The following is a 23,084-nucleotide window of genomic DNA, read 5'->3' on the forward strand; positions in this document are numbered from 1 at the left end:
AGGAGGGACTGTAGCAATTTCCAGATGGAATTCACTGCTACAGTCCCCTTTTATGAAAAAAATTATTTAACCAAGAATTCTCTTGTGTCTACAATAGTTATTATATCGTTCATATATGTATATACTTTGAATAGAGTTTAAATATTATATTAATTTTTTTTAGACACATTTTAGACACAATTAGTGGTTATACTATGGATGTAATATTTAATAAATCGCATGTCTGCAAACCAAATTATTCCGAATATTCGGGGTTGTACTGGTTTCGACGGGGGTTTTGAAGTTGCGGAAGCCATTCGCGGACTAGGACCGCGTCATCAACTTAGAAATAAAATTAAACGCAGACGATAATTTAGCGTACGCTGCCTAATGGCAGCTGTCGACCTTAGGTTTCTTGCGGCTTAAGACCTCGGCATCAAATTAGCAAGGCACTTTGTCTTCAAAGCTTTGAGAAGATAAAAGAACCATGAAGCTACCAAAGTCATGAGCCTGTCAACCGGCGCTTGGCGGAGGGAACAGCAGGTAAGACCTGCATAAAAGATTGACTGTAATGGGAGATGCTGCAATGGATGGGCTTTCGGACAGGGGTTCGATTCCCCTCAGCTCCATTCTAAAACCTCAGTTTTTACTGGGGTTTTTAGTTTTGTGTTGCATTATTATTCAGTTTATTATTAGTAAGCTATTATCTCATTTTTATACTGATCCTTCTTTAGTTTATATTAAAAGAAAATCCATGATTTACCCAAAATAGAATAAGCCGAAAAGGAATGGTATAATTAATCCTTTTCGGCTATTAATACCAAGTTGCTATTTAATAGGTACTAATTGAATCAAAGAGTATTTTGTTGCTATTGTAATAAGTACTATTGACTGCATTAGCCTTGGTAGCATAAGTTGGTATCTTAAAAGTACCATCATATGTGCCTCTTATTGCCTGAGCAAAATCCGAAACATCACCTGCTGTATAACCGGAAATCCGTGTAATCAATGCTCTAGCCATTTCAGTTGCACACTTAGACCTATTTGCAATATATGTCCAAGTGTCTGCTCCTGAATCATGATTAATATAAGTGGTATCAGGCAGATAAGTACTATGTGAAAATAAATCTGTTGCTGTATGCAAAGCAGTACCATACATAAATAATCTTTTATTTCTATCCGTTACTCCATTGCTTCCGAGTACATCTTTCCATAAAACACCACAAAATGTAGTAGCTGTTGCTTTACCATTAATGTTATTATAGTCTGCTTGTGACATGTAAGAAGGTTTAGCCGGTGCCGTAAAGGTATTTGAATTTGTATAATCTTTTGGGAAACCAAGTGCTACCCTGGTTAGTAAAATATAGGAAGCCATGTAGTTACAATATTGTTTCGTTCCGCTTGCGTCAGTCCAGCTGGTAAACCCATGCCATTGGGGATATACACCCATTCCTTGAATATTATATATAGATTTATCCGGTGCAGCGGCGCCTAGTTTAACTACAGCCAAAGCAGCAGCGGTTAAAATATTACCAGTTCCTGCCAGCTCTTCATGTTTACTTGTAGCCCAGCTTCCAGTAACATAATCGATATCTTCGAATAAAGTAATCTCGCTATTATTTTCAATATTATTGTTATTATTATCATTTATACTGCTGGCTTGTACACTATTATATGAAATTTTAAAGTTATCGTAGACTTCCAAGGCATATCCTAAATCAATAAGACCGCAACCATATTCGTTTCTATCTCCGTATTTATTAGCACTAACATCAAGTAATTTACGTATAAAATCCCTTGAGGAAGACAAATCTTTTTCCCATAGTATTGAGGCTACACCAACGACATGGGGTGCTGCCATGCTGGTCCCTTCTGAAACTGAAACCCCTCCAAATGCTCCGGTAGAAAGAATTTGCTCACCTGGTGCCATCAATTCAAGTTCTGCTCCCGTAGCACTGCCGTCACTACGCTCACCTTTACTGTTTACAGCACCAACAGCGACAACTTCATCATATGCCGCCGGATATTCAATTGTACCACTATTACCTGCTGCTGCAACAATCAGGATACCTGCATTATAGGCATCTTGAATTGCATGTCTTAATGCTTCAGAGTTTGTAGTGGTACCAAAACTAATATTAATGATATTTACATCCTCATCAATTGCCCAATATATTGCATCTATTACTCGACTAATCGGAGCTTTATTCTCATGATCCAGCACTCTGGCAGAATATAATTCTATATTGGGATTTATACCCGTTATCCCTTCACCATTATCTTTTGCTGCCATGATACCAGAGATGCTTGTACCATGACCGCTGCTATCTTCATATAAAACAGATACGTTATCTTCCCCCGGGATGAAGTTTTTTCTTTTATATACATCTATATCATTGGTATAATCAACTCCCGAGTCTATAAGTGCGACCTTTACTTTTGATTCTGAATTTCTTACAACAGAATCTGCATTTATCATTTGCAAATTCCATTCTGTCTCGATATCTTTTAGAGCTAAATCATTAGTATTCTTTTCATGGTTCAATTCAATATTTGATAATTCTTGCTGACTGCCATATACATAACTGTCTTCTTCAATTACCAAATTATTTTTATCTTTTTTCATTTTTGACATCTCAGAATAGCTCAAATCAAATGTATGAATCTTATAGTTAGAATTTTCATATCGTAAAACTAAATATTGCTTGTCGGTTTGTTCTGAAATACCTTTGTCATATGTATTAAACGGTGCTGCTATAATACTGCAAATAGCTAATATTGCTATAACTTTTTTCTTGTTCATTATATTTCCCCTCTCTTGTTTATCTATTAATAGTTTCTGAATCCTTATTTATTATTAATCACTCCTTTCTATTAAATTTTAAGACTTGCAGATGATTATTTGCTATATATTTCCTTACAATATTTATTTTACATATATTTACTCATAGAGTCAACTATTTAAAGTTAATTTAAGCTTTATGTAATAGATTATCATTTAATATTTGGATTCTTAAAGTATTTGTAAGTTTATTAATTTCTTTTTAGTATAATGAGTTTAATCAGCACTTAACTTTCTCTAATTATCCAACAGGTTTGCCTAATACCTAAAATTCAAAATCGGAAAATGTTAGGGAAGTGGTATAGGACTTCAGACACTTTATAGAGATACTTGCGGGCAGATAGCTAATTCAATATACATAGTTGCTAAATTTACTGTTTATGAAGGAGTATATAAAAGTAACCCGGAGATTTACGCCTCCGGGTATATTTTTGGTAAATTATTAATAAACTCTTTAATTTCAAACTTGAGATCGTATCGACCAAGATAAACGCTTAATTCTTAAATAGGGCACTATGTAGAAGACCTAATAACACAATTAGTAACTTTTTTCTATAAGTACTAATTATGTAAAATAAAATACCGGTGGGTTATTCCTTTGATAATAAATGTTGCTATTTAATGTGAATAAATCTTTGTCTTTTATAACACCAGAAAATCATCTTATTCCAGACCAATTTGAGCTTTACCTGTTACTTTATTATTAGTAAATGTAACATTTGCATTTGATCCATTAAATCCATTACCATACCAAGAAATTATCTTAATCGAGACATTACCGACGGAGGATTCACTCATAGAGGTTCCTTCGCTTCCAATTAGTTTAACAACCTCATCATAGGTCATGCCATTTTTAATTGAGTTATATTCTGCTAATGTTATATATTCCAATTCATCATCAGACTCCATAGAGGTGCTTGGGGTTGTAAATTCAGATTTAAAAGTCTTTTTAATATCAGAGCTAAAATTTACATATATAATACTAAATAAAATGCCGCATAGTATTATTATCAAGAAAATAAAGAAAGATTTTCCAGCAGCAGAACCTTTATTATCAAGCTGATAATTATTTATATTTGCTTGGATGTGCTCTGAAGGTTCATATTGATCTGTATTGTCGACATTTTTTTGATATGCTATGGGTTTCCCGCAATTTGGACAAAAATTCCCTTCCGCTAAGGGGTCCCCACAATAACTACAATAATTATTCAAAAAATACTCCTCCTATGTATGTAATTACCTATAGTATGACATATGATTATTTAATTGGCAACAGAGTCTTAAGATAATTACAATTACTCTTTTATGGCACCTTGCAGCCGACATTTTTTTATGTTATAATGGAAAAAATTTCAAGTGAATTAGGAAAGCTTCTATAGAAAACCTACGAAGGAGATTGTATAATGAATTTGATAAATCAAAAATTTGACAATTTAGGACAAAGAAGCATCTGTTCTTTTCTGGTTACCTATCCGCCTTTTACTCCTGTGATTTCATCGGAAGCTACAGAAGTAGATCAAAAGTGCGCTTATTTATTTATCAAAGAAATTTATGAAAGATTGTACAAAGATCCTTCTTTGTTGAGCTTAAGAAATCTTCCGGATGATTCTTTTAACGATTGGGAATATCATAAAACGAATCCTCAACTAGTAGTAAATATTAGAGGGGGTATTAAAAAAGTTGAACAATTTATTGAGCTATTGTTTCAGATTTGTTTATCGAAGCAAATTAGTGATAACACTTTTTCTGTTAGTAGAAGTGATATGGAATTAAAACTTTCCACCAGGAAACACCTTGAGAAATTTGGAATAAAGACTAATATGACAGAGAATGAGTATATATTTTTGTTCCCCATAGAAGTGGACGGATTAAGACTTTTAGCCAATATCTCAAAACAGGGTACAACAAGTGAAAGTGATAAGGAATGGCTTTTATTTTCCAGAGGAGTATTTGACCCGGCTGCGCCTTGGACGCAAGAAGCTTACAAAGGAATGTTTGATGAAGGTGATGCTTTTGAGGAATTAATGGAGTTCTTTCAAAGGGAGGGTTACACAAGAATCGATGGGCAAAATAGTGTCTCTTTGAATTATGTTAAAAATTACAGCAAGAAAGAAGAAAAATTAAAATCTGCATGGGCAGAGCGAACCCATGGTGGAATCGAGATTATCTATGAAGAAACAAGGAGGAATCAACCACTCATATCCCTTCGTATTCCTTACTTTGATCAGGTTTTGATAGCATATGGCCGTATGAATGATAAAGTAAAGAGCTTTGTTTTAAACACCTCAAAAAAGTGTGATAATTGCGGATATTGCACACAGACAGATAAAACAGGAAAAAGACCAAGGGCCTATATCACCAATGATGAATTTAAAATATGTCCATTATTTTGTGGATATCAATATAGATGGAAATCAGTAGACCATGGCCTTGTCGAGAATATGATTGAACTGCTGCAATTTGTCGATGAGATATTTCATGATCGTGCCGTTGTGGCAGGATAAAGGCGGCTCTATAATTGAAATAATAAATAACTCCCTTCTCCACCTTAATATGGAAAGGGAGTTATTAGTGTTTATAAAGGTGTTCTATGAAATATGAATTTTTATGCCATCGATTGTCTTAGTATTATGTAATCTAAGAATAAAATAGCTTACGGTTTGCATACAGAACATGGGTCATAATTCTTTTTGGCTTCTGATGGAAATAGGCAGCAGTGCTGGTAACTAGTACAATTAAAAACAAAACATAGAAAAGAGACTTATCATGAAAGAAACAGTATTACTATTTAATATAACCTCAAGAGAAAGCAGACTAAAAATCGGTAAAGCCCTTCTACCCATGAATATAGCAGTAAAAGCTGTTGCCACGGAGGAATACAGCCAGAGCATCGGGTACCTTGCTGGAATGAAAGATAGGGAGACAAGGATTAAAGTTATAGAAAAAAATGTAGCAGAAACAAATGTAGCAGAAACAAATGCTGTAGTAACAAATGCTAAAGAAACAAATACCTTGGAAGGAAATACACCATATGATAATCTGGCCGGTGAGATGATAGTAATGGCAGGACTTACCGCTTCCAAAATGGAACTGGTACTGCAGGCTTTCAGAAAAGCCGGTATATTAAAGAGCTGCTTAAAGGCGGTCTTAACAGATACGAATCGGTTTTGGAACGCCTTTCAGTTATATGAAGAACAGAAAAGGGAATATGATAAAATGAATAATGTAAATTAAAGTTTGTTCTTTTTGAAAATATAGTTTTTTTGTATTTTATAGCTTAATAGGAACAGAAGTACTTCCGTTACTATTTTGCTAAAGGTAAGCGGCAGGGATATCCCAAAAGTAAAGAAGCGTATCAGATAATAATTGCATAGTAACATAAAGCCTGCCAGCAGATAGTATTTTACGAAACTTTCACCTGTTGATACCTTGCTTTTATTAAATACCAGCTGTTTGTTACAGAGAAAGTTGATCACAGAACTTATCATTCTTGAAATTACCACGGAGAATAATAAATTATTCGTTAGTTTCATAAATAAGAAGAGAAGGATGAAGTCAATTGAGCCTGCCAGCAGGGAGGAGAACAGGTATTTAAAGATTGGCAGATAGATGCGAAAGGAATCCTTTACGGGATGAAAATGTGTACCCTCATTTCTATTCTCGTAGATTGTTTCAATGGGAATACATTGAAGGACGATATTGGAGTCCTTTGCTTCCAGAAGCTGGTTCATTTCATACTCATATCGATTACCATTAATCTGAAGCAGCCAGGGTAGAAGCTCCGAGGAGAAGGCTCGTAAGCCTGTTTGAGTATCCTTTAGATTCTGACCGGATATCATGGTATATAAAAGGCTGGTAAGCTTGTTTCCGATTATGCTTTTTAAAGGAATTTTCCCTATGAAGTCTCTGCAGCCAAGCACAAGAAGTCTGCTGTCGTTTTTTAGAGCGGCGGATACCTTTAGGATGTCAGAAGGCCGATGCTGTCCGTCACAATCAGCACAAACAATCGCACCTTTAAATCCGCTGTTCAAAAGATAAGAGAACCCGGTTTTAAGTGCCGCACCTTTTCCCTGGTTTATCCTGTGCGAAAGTATTCGACAGCCTTTTTTTGAAGCCGCTGTAAAAATCGTGTCATATTCCGAAGAACTTCCGTCATTGATAATGAGAATATCAAAATCAGTGGTATTTCTTAGTGTATTTTTTAGAGAATCTATAAGTATTAATAATTTTTCGTCCGGTTCATAAGCTGGAATTACAATTTCAAGCATATTCATCACCCGCTGATATCGCTGGATAGAAGCGATATTGCCACAAAATAAAGCGCGAAAGAAGCTTATTGTGGCAGCCTTTCATAGATTTTCTTTCACACTTACCTAATAAAATAACGTTTAACCTGGCATAGGCAATTATTAGATGAGCTATGCCCCCATATGCTTAGACGGTTTCTTGTGAAAAGGCTCTACAGCTATCCTTATTAATAGGCTAACCGATATAGAGAATATCACTGACACCACGTTCTTTACCTTTGCCAAGAGGATTATTAACAACCCTGCCCATAAAGTACATGGTAGAGGAACCGCCGCCATCCAGGTTATAAGCTTCGGTGCAGCCAAGGCTTACAAAAAGATCTGCAAATTCCTCTAAGGACATGCCTTTGCTGTAGCCGCTGCTGCGACCATCCACTACAGCAAATGCATAATGGTTTGGGCTGATAATGCCTACACCGGTTCTTGGGTTGGAGCCTTGCATGGAATGATTGCCAAAGTTGGTGTCAATCTCCACTTTTCCAAGATTTGTAACAGCTGCACTGCCTGTAACAAGTGCTGGACCAAAGGACAGAGTTTGCGTTACTCCCGCATCCACTAATTCCTGTGCAGAAGTGTCAGTCTCGTCATATATTTTCATGGTGCCGTCAGTATAAAAGGCCAGACCTGTTCTTGCGGGGCTGTCCCGAAATACTGTTCCGTTTCTTATTACAATTCCATCCTCTCTGAAACCGTAATAATCACCATTAATTGCGAATATGGCATGATTGTCCTCTGCAATTTCAGAGGTATATTCGATTATGTTCTGACCAAATTTATTATCTGCAAAAGCAGATTTTAAGCTTGCTGAATCTTTTAGGATTACGTCTGCTATATAATAGGTAATGGTATCTGAACCAGTTCCAGCAGCTACTTTTTTAATTTGGATTGATACTGTATCACTGGTATAATTCCAATCATCTGCGGTATAATCAGTCTGAGAATCCTCTGTCCCTGTTTCTGTGGTATCAAGAGCATTTTCAACTTTTACATGCTTGATGAGGTAACGGTCGGCTGCCATATAAAGCAGTAAGGCAATAAGCATTAAGGCAAGGCTTAGAATTATGAAGGGTTTCTTTGTGGGTTTTCTGGCTGTTTTTTCAGTTTGCAAAGCAACAGCTCCTTTCAAATAAAGTAGATAACCTCAGTATAGAGGAATATTATGTTCAGTCTGTTAGCAAACTGTGATAAATCTGTGGTTTGGCTCAGCAATAAAGCTTGACAGGCTGTTATGAGAAATTATAAAATAAATAAAAATAAACCATAACTAAGAACATATCTCTCGTTTCTACTCTTAAGAAGAATGATATTAATGAAAGACAGAGTTCGAGGTAACATAAAAGGAATACAAGGAGGTATTTATGAAAGTTATAGCAATTAACGGGAGTCCTAGAAAACATGGTAATACTGCTGAAATGTTAAAAAGTGCATTGGAGGGAGCAAAGGAAAACGGTGCAAAGACTAAAATATATAACCTCTATGATATGGAATTTACCGGCTGTGTCAGCTGTTTCGCTTGTAAGAAGAAAGGAAAAGACTGTAAAGGTCTTTGTGTAATAAAAGATGACCTGAAAGAAGTATTAGAAGAAATTTTAAAATGTGATGCTCTGTTAATCGGTTCACCCATTTATTTTTCTGATGTAACCGGTGAAGTCAGATCTTTTCTGGAAAGGCTGCTTTTTCCTATTCTGTCTTATAAGAAAGGAGAGAGAGAAATCTTAAAGGGAAATATTCCTTCTGCATTTTTGTATACCATGAATGTACCATTGGAGCAATATGATAGTCTGGGGTATAAAGCAATCGCAGAAAGAAATCAGAAAATCATAGGAGGGCTTTTAAAAGCTGAGTCCCAAATACTGGTATCCTGTAATACCTATCAGTTTAAGGATTATGACAAATACGATGCCAGCCGCTTCTCCGTAGAAGAAAAAGAAAAGGTTCGGAAAGAGCAATTCCCCCAGGATTTAAAAGCAGCTTTTGAATTAGGCAAACAGCTGACAGCCAAATAGGGTTTTGCAGAGAATACCTTGCAGATAATTTTGACGTTGATGTTTTCCTGTGGTATTATAAGTGATTGAGCATATTAAATGGTTTGTATGAAATGAGAAGGAGAAAGGAAGAAGTACAAGATGAAGAAGAGTCTAATCACTATTTTAGTTGTATTAATTGTCATAATTGGAGTAGTTGCTGCGGGATTTGCGTTAAGAAAAGGGAATACAGCAGGAGGAGGTTCAGCTGTATCAGGTTATAAAGAACAGTTAGCTGAACCCAAAAACGGTGAGACAGTGGCTGAACTGGTAATAAAAGACTTTGGTTCCATTCGCGTGAAGTTTTTTCATGAAGAAGCTCCCAAGGCCGTGGAAAATTTTATAACGCATGCAAAAGACGGTTATTATGATGGTTTATCCTTTCATAGGGTTATGGATAACTTTATGATTCAGGGCGGTGACCCTACAGGAACCGGAATGGCTGGTGAAAGCATCTGGGGAGATAACTTTGAAGATGAGTTCTCAGATAATTTGCAGCCCTACCGCGGAGCACTTTGTATGGCCAACAGCGGAGCGAATACCAACGGAAGCCAGTTCTTTATCGTGCAGGCGAAGGACACTTACGATGAGGCAACCTTAGCCTCCATTACACAGCAGATGGGTACTGCTTATAATGATGACGCCATTGAAGGGTATTCTAAGAATGGAGGAACTCCCTGGCTTTATCGAGCACATACGGTTTTTGGACAAGTATACGAAGGACTTGAGGTTCTGGATGCAATTGCTGGTACAGCTACAGATGAAAATGATAAACCTGTTTCGGATGTTATCATTGAAAAGATTATTGTTTCGGAATATGGTAAATAATATAAAAAAGACTGCCGGTTTGGCAGTCTTTTTTAGAAGGAAAAAACATACTTTTTTCATAAATATCTGTTATAATAAAGCCACATACAGCGGATAATCTGTCATTGATGAAAATAATACATATAGGAAGATTAGAGCGGCTCAAAGCGATTTTCGTTGAAAGACAGATGAAAGAATAATATAAAGTATAAACGAATAAGGCTTCCGGCTAATATTAAGAAGAGAGGTAACCATGGATAAATTAAAAGTTTTAGTAGTTGACGATGAAAGCAGAATGCGTAAACTTGTAAAGGACTTTTTAAGTAAAAAGAATTATGAGGTATATGAAGCAGAAAATGGAGAACAGGCCGTTGATATGTTCTTTAACATTAAGGACATTTCTTTGCTTGTACTGGATGTCATGATGCCTAAAATGGATGGGTGGCAGGTATGCAGGGAAATCCGGCAGTATTCCCAGGTTCCTATTATAATGCTCACAGCAAAGAGTGATGAAAAGGACGAGTTATTAGGCTTTGAGCTTGGTGTTGACGAATATATCTCAAAACCCTTCAGTCCCAAAATTCTGGTGGCCAGAGTTGAGGCAATCCTTCGAAGAACCAATGCCATAGAAGAAGGTATCGTAGAAGTAGGAGGTATCGTACTTGATAAAGCTGCTCATATGGTGAAGATAGATGAAGAAGCAATCGACCTCAGTTTCAAGGAATTTGAACTGCTTACTTATTTTATCACGAATCAGGGCGTGGCATTATCCAGAGAGAGGATATTGAATAATGTATGGAATTATGACTACTTTGGAGATGCCAGAACCATTGATACCCATGTAAAGAAACTGAGAAGCAAAATGGGTGAAAAAGGAGAATATATAAAGACAATTTGGGGAATGGGTTATAAATTTGAAATCGATTAACCATGATAGCTTCTATATTAAATTAAAAGACTGGAATGATTGATTTATGAATCTAAAATTAATAAAATACCTGAACTTAAAATCGATCAGGATTAAACTTACCCTGACCCTTGCTATTCTGATTACAGCTACTATAGGAATACTATGGATACTAAACAGATCTTTTTTACAGGAATATTATATAAACAGTAAGGTTGCCAGCCTTGGAAAAACCTATAAGGACATAAAAGCAGTTTATGAAACCATTGATACGAATAACTTGACTGCCGAGGATAACCTTAACATGGAAAAAGTTACAGAGTATCGTAATATCAATGTCTTTGTTATAAATACCGAAACATATATTTGGTATGAAAATAAGGAGTGGTATTCCGCTAAAAATGCATCCCTTGCCAATAAAGAACGTTATGGTCAGTTAATGGCAAAAGTTTATTCCATATTAATGACGGATAATGATATCGTTAAGGATATGGGGGAATATTTTGTTTTTAAAGAGTATGAAGCAAGGGTCAATACCAATTATTTAAGACTACTAGGTCATACAGAAGGCAAGAGTTTTATTTATATTGAAACTAATCTGGAAACCATGAGAGAAAGTGTGGCGGTGGCCAATCAATTCCTTGCTTATGTAGGAGTAATTGCAGTAATTATATCAATTCTTGTAATGCTTTGGATAAGTAAGAAATTTACCGGCCCAATTCTTCAGCTGGCAGGAATTGCAAAAAAGATGAGTGATTTAGACTTTGATGTGAAGTATGTGGTTGACTCAGAGGATGAATTAGGTGAATTGGGAGGCAGTATTAATGTATTATCGGAGAAGTTGGAAAATACGATTTCAGAGTTAAAAAGTGCCAATAATGAGCTGCTTTCGGATCTCCAGAACAAGGTTCAGATAGATGAGATGCGAAAAGACTTTTTATCCAATGTAACCCATGAGTTAAAGACCCCGATAGCTTTGATACAGGGTTATGCAGAAGGTCTTAAGGATAATATCAGTGAAGATCAGGATAGTAAGGATTTCTATTGTGAAGTTATCATTGATGAAGCACAGAAGATGAATAGTATGGTAAAGAAGCTGCTATCCTTAAACCAGATTGAATTTGGTAGTAACCAGCCAAACATTGAACGTTTTGATTTGACAGCCTTGGTTAAATCAGTGATTCACTCAACTGAAATACTTCAGGAACAGAAAAAGGCCACAATGCATTTTGAAGAGACGGAGCCTTTATATGTATGGGCTGACGAATATATGATAGAAGAAGTACTTACCAATTACATCAGCAATGCCTTGAATCATGTAGAGGGGCCCAGAATAATAGAAGTTAAGTTTATTCAAATGGGAGAGGTAGTTAGGGTAGCTGTCTTTAATACGGGTATTCCAATACCGGAGGAGGATCTTGAAAATATCTGGATCAAGTTCTATAAGGTGGATAAAGCCAGAACCAGAGAATACGGCGGCAGCGGTATTGGACTGTCCATTGTAAAAGCTATTATGGATTCCCATAATAGAAAATGCGGTGCAATCAATCATGAAAATGGCGTAGAGTTCTGGTTTGAACTGGATACGAATGTGTAACAGGGACTTTTGTCACAAAAAAGCTAGAGTTTTTAATTTTGGCATTGCCCATTTTTGTAAATAGTGGTATTATATATTCACATATACTTACTACGGAGGATGAAGAGTGAAAAATGACTTTCACTCCCCCTGAATTTATACGTGTACTAAAATACGCAGATGGGAGCCAAAGATGAAAAAACCACTTTTATTACTTACCTTGTTTTGTGGGATGATGTTTACAGGCTGTGCGAAAATGACTGATTTATCAGATCAGCAAAGTGATGTTATTGCGGAATATATGGCAGGTTCCGTGTTAAGATATACAGATAATTATAAGGAAGCTCTGATTTATCCCGAAGACACGAAAGATGAACAAAACAACGGAAGCATTATAAACGAAAGCAAGGACACCACGACAGAAGAAAACACAGCAAATACTGCCCCAGACAATGAGGAAACCAATAAAGGCGCTGTTACAACAGGTAACAGTACAGGAACAAAAAATACGGAAGCGGTAAAAAGTGATTTAACTTATCAGGAATTTTACAAAATTATCAGTGATAATAAATACCAGTTTAAGTATACTGACTACAAACTGCAAACAAGCTATGCACAGAGAGAGGCGTATTTCACACTTACACCGACTTCAGGCAATAAGCTGCTTGCTGTAAACTTTAAGGTATCGAACAAATCCAAGAGCTCTGTTAAAGTCAATCTGGAAAAGATACATATTGTCTATAAGCTGAGTACGAAGGACGGAAAGTCCTATTCACCTATGGTAACTTTACTGGATACGGATTTGAAATACCTGAATCTCACTCTGAAAAGCGGTAAATCCGATGATGCTGTTTTGTTATTTGATGTGCCTGAAAATTTGAAAACCGACGGACTCACTCTAAGTATTTCACTGAATGGGCAAAAAGCAATTATAGATTTGAACGAATAATGAAATCCTTAAAGGAGCAAAGCAATGATTTATACAGAAAAGAAGCGTTCGAAGTTATTCGGACTTCCTTTATCCTTTACCTCATATACAATCACGGATGACAAGATAACCATAACAAGCGGATTTTTAAACATTACCGTTGACGATGCATTTATGTATAAGGTCCAGGATGTAAAACTCACAAAAAGCTTTTGGGAAAGAATCTATGGTCTTGGTTCCCTTACTTGTTACACAGGCGATACTACACATCCTGAACTTAAGATTCTGCATATTAAGAGAACCTCAGAAATTAAGGACTTTCTTTTAACAGCATCTGAAGAAGCCAGACGAAAAAGAAGAGCTTTACACACAATGGAAATATAATTCTTAATAAAGACATTAAGAGATAAATAAAGGACGAGCTGACAATGCAGCTTGTCCTTATCTAATGTGCAGATTTATATTTCTGCTATAAAATATTATTTTCGAACAGTATAAATTGAATTTGTAAGTAAAAATACCATTTTCAAACATCATAAATTGGAATTTGTAAGTATAAGTACCATTTTAAAACAGTATAAATTGAATTTGTAAGTAAAAATATTATTTTTAAACAATATAAATTGAATTTGTAAGTGAAGAGTGACGATAATAAAGAAAAATAGCAGTATTTTGATTAAGATGAAAGAACGGAGCTTCTAAATACCATGAATTATAAATTATTAGCGGATACTGCCATGCTGGCAGGTGAAATAATGTTAGTAAGCGGAGCAGAGACCTACAGAGTGGAAGATACAATGAGCAGGATTCTAAAGATATCAGGACTTGAGAGGACAGAAGCCTTTGTTACTCCTACAGGCATTTTTTTATGTCTTGATGATACGGGAATTGATGGAATCAGCCTTGTGAAAAGAGTGGACAATCGTGTGACGAATATATCCTATATCTTTGAAACAAATAATGTATCCAGAAACCTTTGCTCCGGCGTGATGTCAGTAGAAGAAGCTTATCTGGAACTTAAAAGTATAAAGACAAGGAATCAATACAGCAATTTTCTGATCTATCCATGCACCGTAATAGGTTCCTCAGCCTTTACCATCTTGCTTGGAGGTGACTTGCTTAACAGTGTTATAGCTGGGGTAAATGGAGGGTTTATTGTTCTGGTCACTATATTAACCATGAAACTTAAAATAAACACCTTTATAAAGAATCTGACGGCATCTGTGCTAATTGCACTAAACAGTATGTTATTTCTTCATTATCTCAGCGGGGCAATACAATTGGATGCCCTTATTGGCGGCTCTATAATGCCTTTGCTTCCAGGGGTAGCTATTACCAATGCCATCAGGGATACACTTCAGGGTGATTATATGTCAGGAGGTGCCAGAGCAATTGAGTCCTTTGTGTTGGCTGCTTCCAGTGCTGTTGGAATTGGAATTGGTATTGCATTGTATTCCTTACTGGCAGGAGGTATAAACCTATGATGTTTATTCAGGTAGTAGGTGCATTTATAGCTGTCGTAGCTTTTGCTGTAATCATTGGTGTTCCAAGAAAATTTCTGGGTTTTGCAGGACTTGTAGGTGCTATTGGCTGGTTCGTTTATCTAATACTGGAACCGACAGGTCTGACGGTAGTGGGAAGGATGTTCTTTGCCGCACTTATGGTTGCGCTTATATCCCATAGCTTTGCTAGACTTATGAAGACTCCTGTAACACTATTTTTGATTGCTGGAATTCTGCCTTTGGTTCCGGGAGTTGGTATGTACCGTATTGTATATAACCTGATAACCAATAACAATACGGTAGCCGGACACTATATGAATGAAACAATACAAATAGCAGGAATGATTGCGTTGGCAATCTTTATTATGGATACTATCTTTCGAATATTTCAGAAGAATAAATAGAAGAAGCATCCAGGCAAATATAAACTGGAGAGCAATTAGTCCTTGCATTCACAGGGAAAAGCCGATAGAATAGTTAGTGTAGGAGTGTAATAGAGAGTAGCAGGAGTATAGCAAATGAGAATTGGTTTATTGAGGCATTTTAAGGTAAACTGTCCCCATAAGAAAATGATGACTTCGGAGGAGTTTCGTCAGTGGTCTGAACATTATGAGCGGTCAAGGGTTATAAAAAACAAAGTAGAAATGTATGGATGCAAGTGGGACATCTGTTATGTGAGCGATCTCCCAAGAGCAATAACAACAGCTAAGGAAGTATATAGCGGTCATTTACATATTGATAAGCTTTTAAGAGAAGTCGATAATGCTCCCTTTATTCATACAGAGCGAATTAAGCTCCCTTTTGAAATCTGGCATGTATGCGGCAGGTTGGCCTGGTACTTTAAGTCAAAAAGTCAACCAGAGTCAAGAGAAGGCACCAGAAGACGTATAAATGCATTTCTTGATAAGATTGACTGGTCACAGGATAATGTATTGATTGTATTTCATGGATTCATGTTATATAATTTTCAAAAAGAATTAAAGAACAGAGGATTTTCAGGAGAAAAAATCAGAAGAGTAAAAAATGGTGTATTGTATCAGTTTATCAAAGAAGATTTGGTAGAAGAATCAATAGAGCCTAATTTTAGCGAGTAAATAGCAAGCAGGAAGAATGAATGAAGATAACACTTATATGTGTGGGAAAGCTCAAAGAGAATTATTTTACCCAGGCAGTATCAGAATACACAAAAAGGCTCAGCCGTTATACAAAATTGGAGATTATTGAGTTGCCTGATGAAAAAACACCTGATGGAGCAAGTGAAGCAGACGAGCTTCGTATCAAGAACATCGAAGGCGAGAAAATATTAAAACAGGTAAAAGAAGGCACTTATTGCCTGGCACTTGCTATCGAAGGGAAGATGTATGATTCTGTAGATTTTTCCAATCAATTGGAGAAACTGAAATTAAACGGTAAGAGTCATCTGACCTTTATCATAGGAGGTTCCCTCGGTTTAAGTGATGAAGTGATAAAAAGAGCGGATACTCTGATTAGTTTTTCAAAAATGACTTTTCCACATCAATTAATGAGAGTCATATTGTTAGAGCAGATATACAGAGCTTACCGGATAGCTGCTGGCGAGCCATATCATAAATAGAGCAGAGTAGGACTCTGCTCTATTTTTTCGGCGATTTATACTAATATAGAATCAAAACATTTTCTATTTTAGGTAAAATTAATAGTTAAGTAAATTATTTGATATTGCTTCCGGAAATCACTGTTCCAACCCATTCTATGACCGTAAATCCCTGCCGTACAAAAGGCTCAAGAGTCTGCTCACTTACGGTAAAAGACTTCCTAAGGGGTTGAAAAGCCATAAAGACTCTTAAGATACTATCGGGTTCAGGCTTGATTTCCAGCTTCGCATTGTCGGTGTATATCTCATTCTGAAAAGAGATTAAATTATAGGGGGTAATTACTATAATATACATTTTATAACAAAAATGTAAGAATATAAAGATAGCAGAAAAATTCAATTGAAGCTCTATGCAGGGAGTGTTTAAATTGGGTTAAGCAGAATAAAGATATTTAACTTATTTATATAATAATGATTTACAAAGAGGTGTTATATACGTTATCATATTACATGATTCAAAAGATGAAATGATGGATTTCCTTTTTGATAAAGAGTAAAACTCGGTCAGATACGATAATTGATTAAAATAACAACTCAATAGATCAATAAAAAAATAAAGACCACTTTCTTAATGAAACAATATAAAAAAATAAAAGACCTCTTTCTTAATGAAACAATAGAAAGAAATAAAAGACCACTTTCCTTAATGAAACAATATAAAACATAAAAGACCACTTTTTTAATAAAACAATTATCACAAGAAAAGTGGTGGCACAAAAACAGAAAACGTGTAAAAGACAAAAAGATAGGAGCTAATATGAATATATACTTGATACGTCATGGCAGACAAAACAGTCCATTATGCAATGTAGACGTTGAACTGGCAGCAGAAGGCAGAAGACAAGCAGAGCTGTTGGGAAAACGTATGGAAAAATACAATATTGATGCCCTCTATTCCAGTGATTTGATTCGTGCAGTACAGACAGCAGAGATTATTAATAAATATCTGGGACAGGAGCATCATATAAGAGAAGATATCAAAGAAATTTCCTTTGGCTATTTAGAGGGGAAATCTGATGCGGAAATCGATCTGGAATTTGCTGATTTTAAAAGAGAACAGCAATTATTGGAGGAGGATATTCCATATCCCGGCGGTGAATGCGGCAGAGAAGTGTTTGAGAGGGCTATGAGAACCATAAATGAAATAACTGATGGAGAGAAAAAGAATATTGCGGTAGTAACCCATGGCGGTGTAATAAGAGCATTGGTGTCCGGACTTTTAAGTCTTGATATGAGCAAGAAGTTATTGCTTGCAGCATCACTGGAGAATACCAGTATTACCCATCTCTTCTACAATAAAGAGAGAAAACGTTTTTACCTTCAGCGTTTCAATGATTACGCTCATTTGGAAGGTGAAGATGATTTACTTCGTATAAATTTCCTGAAATAAGTTCCATTCTCGCTAAAAAAAGAAAATATTGTAAAATACAGAAAAAATACTCTTTAAAATCGAATAAAAATACTTGAATTTTTATAAAAACATGATACAATACTAGCATTAATATTAGTTTTCATAAATAAATATTAGGTATCTATCATTCGTCAATGAAGACTGAAGTTTCTTCTTCCCTTGACGTATTTTTTATGAATACATACATGTTAGGTGCCTGTTTGAATAAGAAAGGCTTCTTATTCGGAATTCAAAGTGTCTTAAGACACGGATAGGAGAGAGTTGTATTATGAAAAAAGTTGTATGTTTACTACTGGCAGCGGCTACGGTGATTTCACTGGCAGGATGTAGCAAGTCAGATGATAAGCTGATTGTAGGTACTGAGGCAGGATTTGCTCCTTATGAGTATATGGAGGGTGACAAGGTAGTCGGTATTGATATCGATATTTCACAGGCCATAGCGGATGCTTTGGGGAAAGAACTGGAGATTAAGAATATGGATTTTGATGGTGCACTGTTAGCAGTACAGCAGGGAAAGGTTGATTTTGTAGCCGCCGGAGTATCCGTTGATGATGAAAGAAAAGAAAAGATGGATTTTTCCAATGAATATGTAAACTCTACAGAAGTAATCGTAGTGAATAAAGCAACACCAGCAGTTAGCAGCAAAGAGGATTTAAATGATAAGGTTATAGGTGTTCAGCAGGGTAACATTGCAGATTTTTATGTGTCTGAGCCTGAAAATGTAACTCCGAAGGATATCAAACGATACACGAAATTTGCGCAGGCTGCAGAAGATCTTAAGAATAACAAGATTGACTGTATCGTAATGGACCAGTATCCGGCAGAAGAGCTGGTTGGTTCAAATGATACATTGGCAATTATTACGAAAACTGACGGAACCTATGATGTATTATTTGAAGATAAATATGCTATTGCAGTTAAAAAGGGTAACAAAGAACTTCTTGATAAAATCAATGAAGTAATTGACAAGCTTATTGAAGAAGGTAAAATTGATGAATTTACTGCAAACCATACAAAGTAAAGTACATCATCAGCGCATCAGAGCAAGAATTTTTAATAAGTAATATACTTTGTTTGAATAAGACATAATTAGTAATTAGCAGCAGACAAGAAATTTGCCTGCTGCTAATTATCTGTTGTAAAGAATATTTTGTTACTGCATTTCATGAAAGTGTGATATGTAAAGATGCATATTTTTTCACTGTACAGTAAATACCTTACACGATTTAAAATGTATAAAAGTGATATAAGGTGTATACAATGTCAGTTTTAGAAGGAGAAGGAACATTGAATGCAATTTTGGATTGGTTAAATCATATTGGTCAAAGCTATTATAATGCCTTTATTACAGAGCAGAGATATATGTTTTATCTGCAAGGCTTGGGGAATACACTGCTTATTTCACTGCTGGCCATATTAATTGGAGCATTTCTTGGCGTATTGGTAGCTGTGCTGCGGTTTTCTACTGCGAATAAGAAAGGGTTTGGCTGGGTCAGCAAATTGTGTAACCTTTATATTACCATCATTCGGGGAACACCTGTATTATTGCAGTTATTAATTATTTATAACCTGATATTCACAGCAAGAAACACCAATGAAATATTGGTGGCCGGTATTTGTTTTGGTATTAATTCCGGAGCTTATGTTGCTGAGATTGTCAGAGCAGGCATTGAATCCATTGATAAGGGACAGTACGAAGCCGGACGTTCCTTAGGCCTTAACAGCAGCCAGACCATGTTTATGATCATTATGCCTCAGGCAATTAAAAACATTCTGCCGGCCCTTGGTAATGAATTCATTGTATTAATCAAAGAAACCTCAGTAGCAAGTATGATTGCAATAACAGACCTGACCAAAGCAGCCTCTTACATCGGTTCCAGGACCTGGGATTTATTACCGCCATTATTTATTGCGGCAGTATTTTATCTGATCATCGTATTAGGGCTGACAAAGTTATTGCATTTATTCGAAAGGAGGATGGCACAAGGTGATAGAAATTAAGAATCTTACGAAACAATTTGGCTCTCAGGTGGTACTAAATAATCTCTCCGAAACGATTCAAAAAGGAGAAAAAGTAGTTGTTATAGGGCCCTCCGGTTCGGGTAAATCTACCTTCTTACGATGCCTTAACCTCCTCGAGACACCAAATAGCGGAGAAATCTGGTTTGAGGGACAGAACATCCTGGATCCTAAAAACGATATTAATGTACTGCGGAGAAAAATGGGAATGGTTTTTCAGCAGTTTAATCTCTTTCCCCATAAAACGGTAAAAGAGAATATAACCCTGGCACCGGTTAAACTGGGGATACTGGGAAAAGAAGAAGCGGAGCAGAAGGCGCAGGAGCTTCTTAAGCGTGTTGGACTGCCGGAAAAAGCAAACAGCTATCCCAAGCAGCTCTCAGGAGGACAGAAACAGAGAATAGCCATCGCCAGAGCACTGGCAATGAACCCGGACGTTATGCTCTTTGATGAGCCTACCTCTGCCCTGGACCCGGAAATGGTAGGTGAGGTACTGGAACTGATGAAGGAACTGGCAGAGGATGGAATGACTATGGTAGTAGTAACGCATGAGATGGGTTTTGCCAGAGAGGTAGGAACCAGAGTTCTTTTTATGGATCAGGGTTCAATTATGGAGCAAAATGAGCCTCAGGCCTTTTTCCAAAATCCTACTAATCCAAGGCTGAAAGAATTTTTATCTAAAGTGCTGTAATATTAGTTATTTTTATCGTTTTTGATAGCACATACTTCTAAATGATAAAATTACTCATTAAAAGTATTGACAAGACAGAACGTATTATTTAGTATTTACTATATATTGATGTATTAATTAAAAAAGAATTGATTAACTACAAGATATATATCAATACTGAGAAGAGAGTCAGGAGGACATTCATGAGAGAAGAATGGAATGGTTTTACACCCGGAAGTTGGACGACAGACGTTAATGTCAGAAGCTTCATTCAACATAATTATACACCCTACGAAGGAGACGGTTCCTTCCTAGCAGGAGCAACCGAGAAAACCAAGAAACTTTGGGATAAAGTTCTGGAATTAATGAAGGTGGAGACAGAGAAAGGAATTGTGGATGCTGAGACATCAAGACCTTCCACTATTACCACTTTTGATGCAGGATACCTGGATAAAGATAACGAAGTTATCGTAGGTTTTCAGACAGATAAGCCTTTAAAAAGAGGAATCATGCCGAACGGTGGTATTCGTGTTGTAAAGAGCGCCCTTGAGTCCTATGGATACACACTGGATTCAAGAACAGAAGATGTTTATACCAATTTAAGAAAGACTCATAATGACGGTGTTTTCGCCGCTTATACCGATTCTATGAAAAAAGCAAGACATACTGGTATCATTACAGGTCTTCCCGATGCATACGGCAGAGGTCGTATAATCGGAGATTACAGAAGAGTTGCTCTTTATGGTGTGGATTTCCTTATTCAGGAGAAAGTTGACCAGAAGAAACTCCTTGAGAGAAATACTCTGGAATCCCCTGAAATCCTTTTAAGAGAAGAAATTTCCGAACAGATCAAAGCTTTAAAAGAATTAAAGGCAATGGCTGCAAGATACGGATTTGATATCAGCAACCCTGCAAAGAATTCCCATGAAGCTACACAGTGGACCTATTTCGCTTATCTTGGAGCTGTTAAGGAGCAGGACGGAGCCGCAATGAGCCTTGGTCGTGTAACTACTTTCCTTGATATCTACTATGAGCGTGATTTACAAAATGGTCTAATTACAGAAGAAGAGATTCAGGAAATCATGGATCATTTCGTTATGAAGTTACGTATGGTGCGTTTCTTACGTACACCTGCTTACAATGATTTATTCTCAGGAGATCCTACCTGGGTAACAGAAGCAATCGGCGGTATGGGTGTTGACGGACGTACGCTTGTAACTAAGAGCAGTTTCCGTGTTCTTCATACCTTATACAACTTAGGACCCGCTCCCGAACCTAATCTTACGGTACTCTGGTCAACCTTCTTACCTCAGGGCTTTAAGGATTTCTGTGCCAAGGTTTCCATTGACACAAGTTCTATCCAGTATGAGAGTGATGACATCATGAGAGATGTATGGGGCGATGATTATGCAATTGCCTGCTGTGTATCTGCCATGAGAGTTGGTAAGCAGATGCAGTTCTTCGGAGCTCGTGCAAACCTTGCCAAGGCTTTACTTTACGCTATCAATGGCGGTAAAGATGAGAAGACCGGTGAGCAGGTAGGACCTATGTTTGAGCCTGTACGCGGTGATTATTTAGAGTATGACGAGTTAATCAGTAAATTTGACCAGACCATGGAATGGCTTGCTGAATTATATATCAATACATTAAATGTTATTCACTATATGCATGATAAATACAACTATGAGCGTTTACAGATGGCTCTTCACGATATCTCAATTTTACGTACGGAAGCTTGCGGTATTGCAGGACTTTCTGTAGTAGCTGACTCCTTATCTGCAGTAAAACACGCTAAGGTTAAGATTATCCGTAATGAAGCGGGTCTTGCAGTGGACTATGAGATCGAAGGCGAATATCCTGCATACGGTAATAATGATGATCGTGTTGATCAGATAGCAGTTGATATTGTTGAGAAATTTATGAATAAGCTTCGTAAATTCAAGACTTACCGTGATGCAAAGCATACTCTTTCTGTATTAACAATTACTTCTAACGTAGTTTACGGTAAGAAGACAGGTAATACACCTGATGGAAGAAAAGCAGGAGAGCCTTTTGCACCCGGTGCCAACCCTATGCACGGAAGAGATAAGAAAGGTGCTGTTGCATCAATGGCATCTGTTGCAAAGCTGCCTTATAAGCATGCAGAAGATGGTATTTCCTATACCTTCTCTATCGTACCGAAGGCATTAGGTAAGGAATCAGATGAAAGAGTAACAAACCTTGTTGGTTTATTAGACGGATACTTCTTTGATAAAGGTCATCATATCAATGTTAACGTATTTGACAGAGAGACATTATTAGATGCTATGGATCATCCTGAAAAGTATCCTCAGCTTACTATTCGTGTTTCCGGTTATGCCGTTAATTTCATCAAGCTGAGCAAAGAGCAGCAGTTAGATGTAATCAATCGTACTTTCCACGAGAGGTAATCAGAATTTAATTGATAGGCAATTAACATTTATCAGTTAAAAGAAGTAAC

Annotated in this window: 22 protein-coding genes and 1 other RNA gene; 18 read left to right on the forward strand and 5 right to left on the reverse strand. The window is 36.6% G+C overall.

Annotated features, from left to right (window positions below; all coding sequences use genetic code 11):
• Positions 1-250: 250 nt before the first annotated feature.
• Positions 251-611: a transfer-messenger RNA gene (gene ssrA, locus R2R35_RS20840) on the forward strand.
• A gap of 200 nt (positions 612-811) precedes the next feature.
• Here ssrA and R2R35_RS20845 read toward each other — a convergent pair.
• Complete coding sequence (locus R2R35_RS20845; protein WP_317731790.1) at positions 812-2,782, reverse strand: S8 family peptidase; 1,971 nt, start codon at positions 2,780-2,782, stop codon at positions 812-814.
• Between the two features lie 702 nt (positions 2,783-3,484).
• Positions 3,485-4,033: a DUF3862 domain-containing protein gene (locus R2R35_RS20850; RefSeq protein WP_317731792.1), complete on the reverse strand. Its 549-nt coding sequence runs from the start codon at positions 4,031-4,033 to the stop codon at positions 3,485-3,487.
• A 191-nt stretch (positions 4,034-4,224) separates the two neighbouring features.
• Between R2R35_RS20850 and R2R35_RS20855 the strand changes: the two genes are divergently transcribed.
• The gene (locus tag R2R35_RS20855; protein ID WP_317731793.1) at positions 4,225-5,325 is read left to right on the forward strand and encodes a hypothetical protein; all 1,101 of its coding nucleotides are present in this window, start codon (positions 4,225-4,227) and stop codon (positions 5,323-5,325) included.
• A 262-nt stretch (positions 5,326-5,587) separates the two neighbouring features.
• Positions 5,588-6,055, forward strand: coding sequence for a DUF3783 domain-containing protein (locus R2R35_RS20860; RefSeq protein WP_317731795.1), 468 nt, complete (start codon positions 5,588-5,590; stop codon positions 6,053-6,055).
• Here the strand turns inward: R2R35_RS20860 and R2R35_RS20865 are convergent.
• Together R2R35_RS20865 and R2R35_RS20870 are read right to left on the reverse strand one after the other, a co-directional pair.
• Positions 6,052-7,089 carry a bifunctional glycosyltransferase family 2/GtrA family protein gene (locus tag R2R35_RS20865; protein WP_317731796.1) on the reverse strand — a complete coding sequence of 346 codons (1,038 nt, stop codon included), beginning with the start codon at positions 7,087-7,089 and terminating at the stop codon, positions 6,052-6,054. The two genes, R2R35_RS20860 and R2R35_RS20865, sit on opposite strands and share 4 nt — an antisense overlap.
• A 214-nt stretch (positions 7,090-7,303) precedes the next feature.
• Positions 7,304-8,236 carry a phosphodiester glycosidase family protein gene (locus tag R2R35_RS20870; RefSeq protein ID WP_317731797.1) on the reverse strand — a complete coding sequence of 311 codons (933 nt, stop codon included), beginning with the start codon at positions 8,234-8,236 and terminating at the stop codon, positions 7,304-7,306.
• Between the two features lie 250 nt (positions 8,237-8,486).
• On the opposite strand from R2R35_RS20870, the gene R2R35_RS20875 reads away from it, so the two are divergent.
• From R2R35_RS20875 to rlmH, 10 genes are all read left to right on the forward strand, one after another.
• A complete protein-coding gene (locus R2R35_RS20875; protein ID WP_317731799.1) occupies positions 8,487-9,134 on the forward strand; it encodes a flavodoxin family protein in 648 nt (215 codons plus the stop codon).
• 120 nt (positions 9,135-9,254) lie between these two features.
• Positions 9,255-9,980, forward strand: a complete 726-nt coding sequence (locus R2R35_RS20880) for a peptidylprolyl isomerase (protein WP_317731800.1) — start codon at positions 9,255-9,257, stop codon at positions 9,978-9,980.
• Between the two features lie 232 nt (positions 9,981-10,212).
• Complete coding sequence (locus R2R35_RS20885; protein WP_317731802.1) at positions 10,213-10,887, forward strand: response regulator transcription factor; 675 nt, start codon at positions 10,213-10,215, stop codon at positions 10,885-10,887.
• Positions 10,888-10,933: 46 nt separating this feature from the next.
• A complete protein-coding gene (locus tag R2R35_RS20890) occupies positions 10,934-12,463 on the forward strand; it encodes a sensor histidine kinase (RefSeq protein ID WP_317731803.1) in 1,530 nt (509 codons plus the stop codon).
• A 172-nt stretch (positions 12,464-12,635) separates the two neighbouring features.
• Positions 12,636-13,391, forward strand: coding sequence for a DUF4352 domain-containing protein (locus R2R35_RS20895; RefSeq protein WP_317731804.1), 756 nt, complete (start codon positions 12,636-12,638; stop codon positions 13,389-13,391).
• A 24-nt stretch (positions 13,392-13,415) separates the two neighbouring features.
• On the forward strand, positions 13,416-13,754 hold the full coding sequence (locus R2R35_RS20900; RefSeq protein ID WP_317731805.1) for a PH domain-containing protein: 339 nt from the start codon (positions 13,416-13,418) through the stop codon (positions 13,752-13,754).
• A gap of 323 nt (positions 13,755-14,077) precedes the next feature.
• On the forward strand, positions 14,078-14,854 hold the full coding sequence (locus tag R2R35_RS20905) for a threonine/serine exporter family protein (RefSeq protein ID WP_317731806.1): 777 nt from the start codon (positions 14,078-14,080) through the stop codon (positions 14,852-14,854).
• On the forward strand, positions 14,851-15,276 hold the full coding sequence (locus tag R2R35_RS20910) for a threonine/serine exporter family protein (protein ID WP_317731807.1): 426 nt from the start codon (positions 14,851-14,853) through the stop codon (positions 15,274-15,276). The genes R2R35_RS20905 and R2R35_RS20910 overlap by 4 nt, the downstream gene beginning before the upstream one ends.
• Before the next feature lie 114 nt (positions 15,277-15,390).
• Complete coding sequence (locus R2R35_RS20915) at positions 15,391-15,966, forward strand: histidine phosphatase family protein (RefSeq protein WP_317731808.1); 576 nt, start codon at positions 15,391-15,393, stop codon at positions 15,964-15,966.
• 20 nt (positions 15,967-15,986) lie between these two features.
• On the forward strand, positions 15,987-16,466 hold the full coding sequence (gene rlmH, locus R2R35_RS20920) for a 23S rRNA (pseudouridine(1915)-N(3))-methyltransferase RlmH (protein ID WP_317731809.1): 480 nt from the start codon (positions 15,987-15,989) through the stop codon (positions 16,464-16,466).
• A 94-nt stretch (positions 16,467-16,560) separates the two neighbouring features.
• On the opposite strand, the gene R2R35_RS20925 is transcribed toward rlmH, so the two are convergent.
• On the reverse strand, positions 16,561-16,800 hold the full coding sequence (locus tag R2R35_RS20925; RefSeq protein WP_317731810.1) for a hypothetical protein: 240 nt from the start codon (positions 16,798-16,800) through the stop codon (positions 16,561-16,563).
• Between the two features lie 462 nt (positions 16,801-17,262).
• Here R2R35_RS20925 and R2R35_RS20930 point away from each other — a divergent pair, with 462 nt between their 5' ends.
• From R2R35_RS20930 to pflB, 5 genes are all read left to right on the forward strand, one after another.
• Positions 17,263-17,895: a histidine phosphatase family protein gene (locus R2R35_RS20930; protein WP_317731811.1), complete on the forward strand. Its 633-nt coding sequence runs from the start codon at positions 17,263-17,265 to the stop codon at positions 17,893-17,895.
• A 289-nt stretch (positions 17,896-18,184) separates the two neighbouring features.
• The gene (locus R2R35_RS20935) at positions 18,185-18,937 is read left to right on the forward strand and encodes a transporter substrate-binding domain-containing protein (RefSeq protein ID WP_317731812.1); all 753 of its coding nucleotides are present in this window, start codon (positions 18,185-18,187) and stop codon (positions 18,935-18,937) included.
• 239 nt (positions 18,938-19,176) lie between these two features.
• Positions 19,177-19,917 carry an amino acid ABC transporter permease gene (locus R2R35_RS20940; protein WP_331670166.1) on the forward strand — a complete coding sequence of 247 codons (741 nt, stop codon included), beginning with the start codon at positions 19,177-19,179 and terminating at the stop codon, positions 19,915-19,917.
• On the forward strand, positions 19,904-20,626 hold the full coding sequence (locus tag R2R35_RS20945; protein ID WP_317731813.1) for an amino acid ABC transporter ATP-binding protein: 723 nt from the start codon (positions 19,904-19,906) through the stop codon (positions 20,624-20,626). Before R2R35_RS20940 ends, R2R35_RS20945 begins: the two co-directional genes overlap by 14 nt.
• A 182-nt stretch (positions 20,627-20,808) precedes the next feature.
• Positions 20,809-23,034 carry a formate C-acetyltransferase gene (pflB, locus tag R2R35_RS20950; RefSeq protein WP_317731814.1) on the forward strand — a complete coding sequence of 742 codons (2,226 nt, stop codon included), beginning with the start codon at positions 20,809-20,811 and terminating at the stop codon, positions 23,032-23,034.
• Positions 23,035-23,084 lie beyond the last annotated feature (50 nt).

The organism is Anaerocolumna sp. AGMB13020 (genome assembly GCF_033100115.1).
Taxonomy (GTDB): domain Bacteria; phylum Bacillota; class Clostridia; order Lachnospirales; family Lachnospiraceae; genus Anaerocolumna.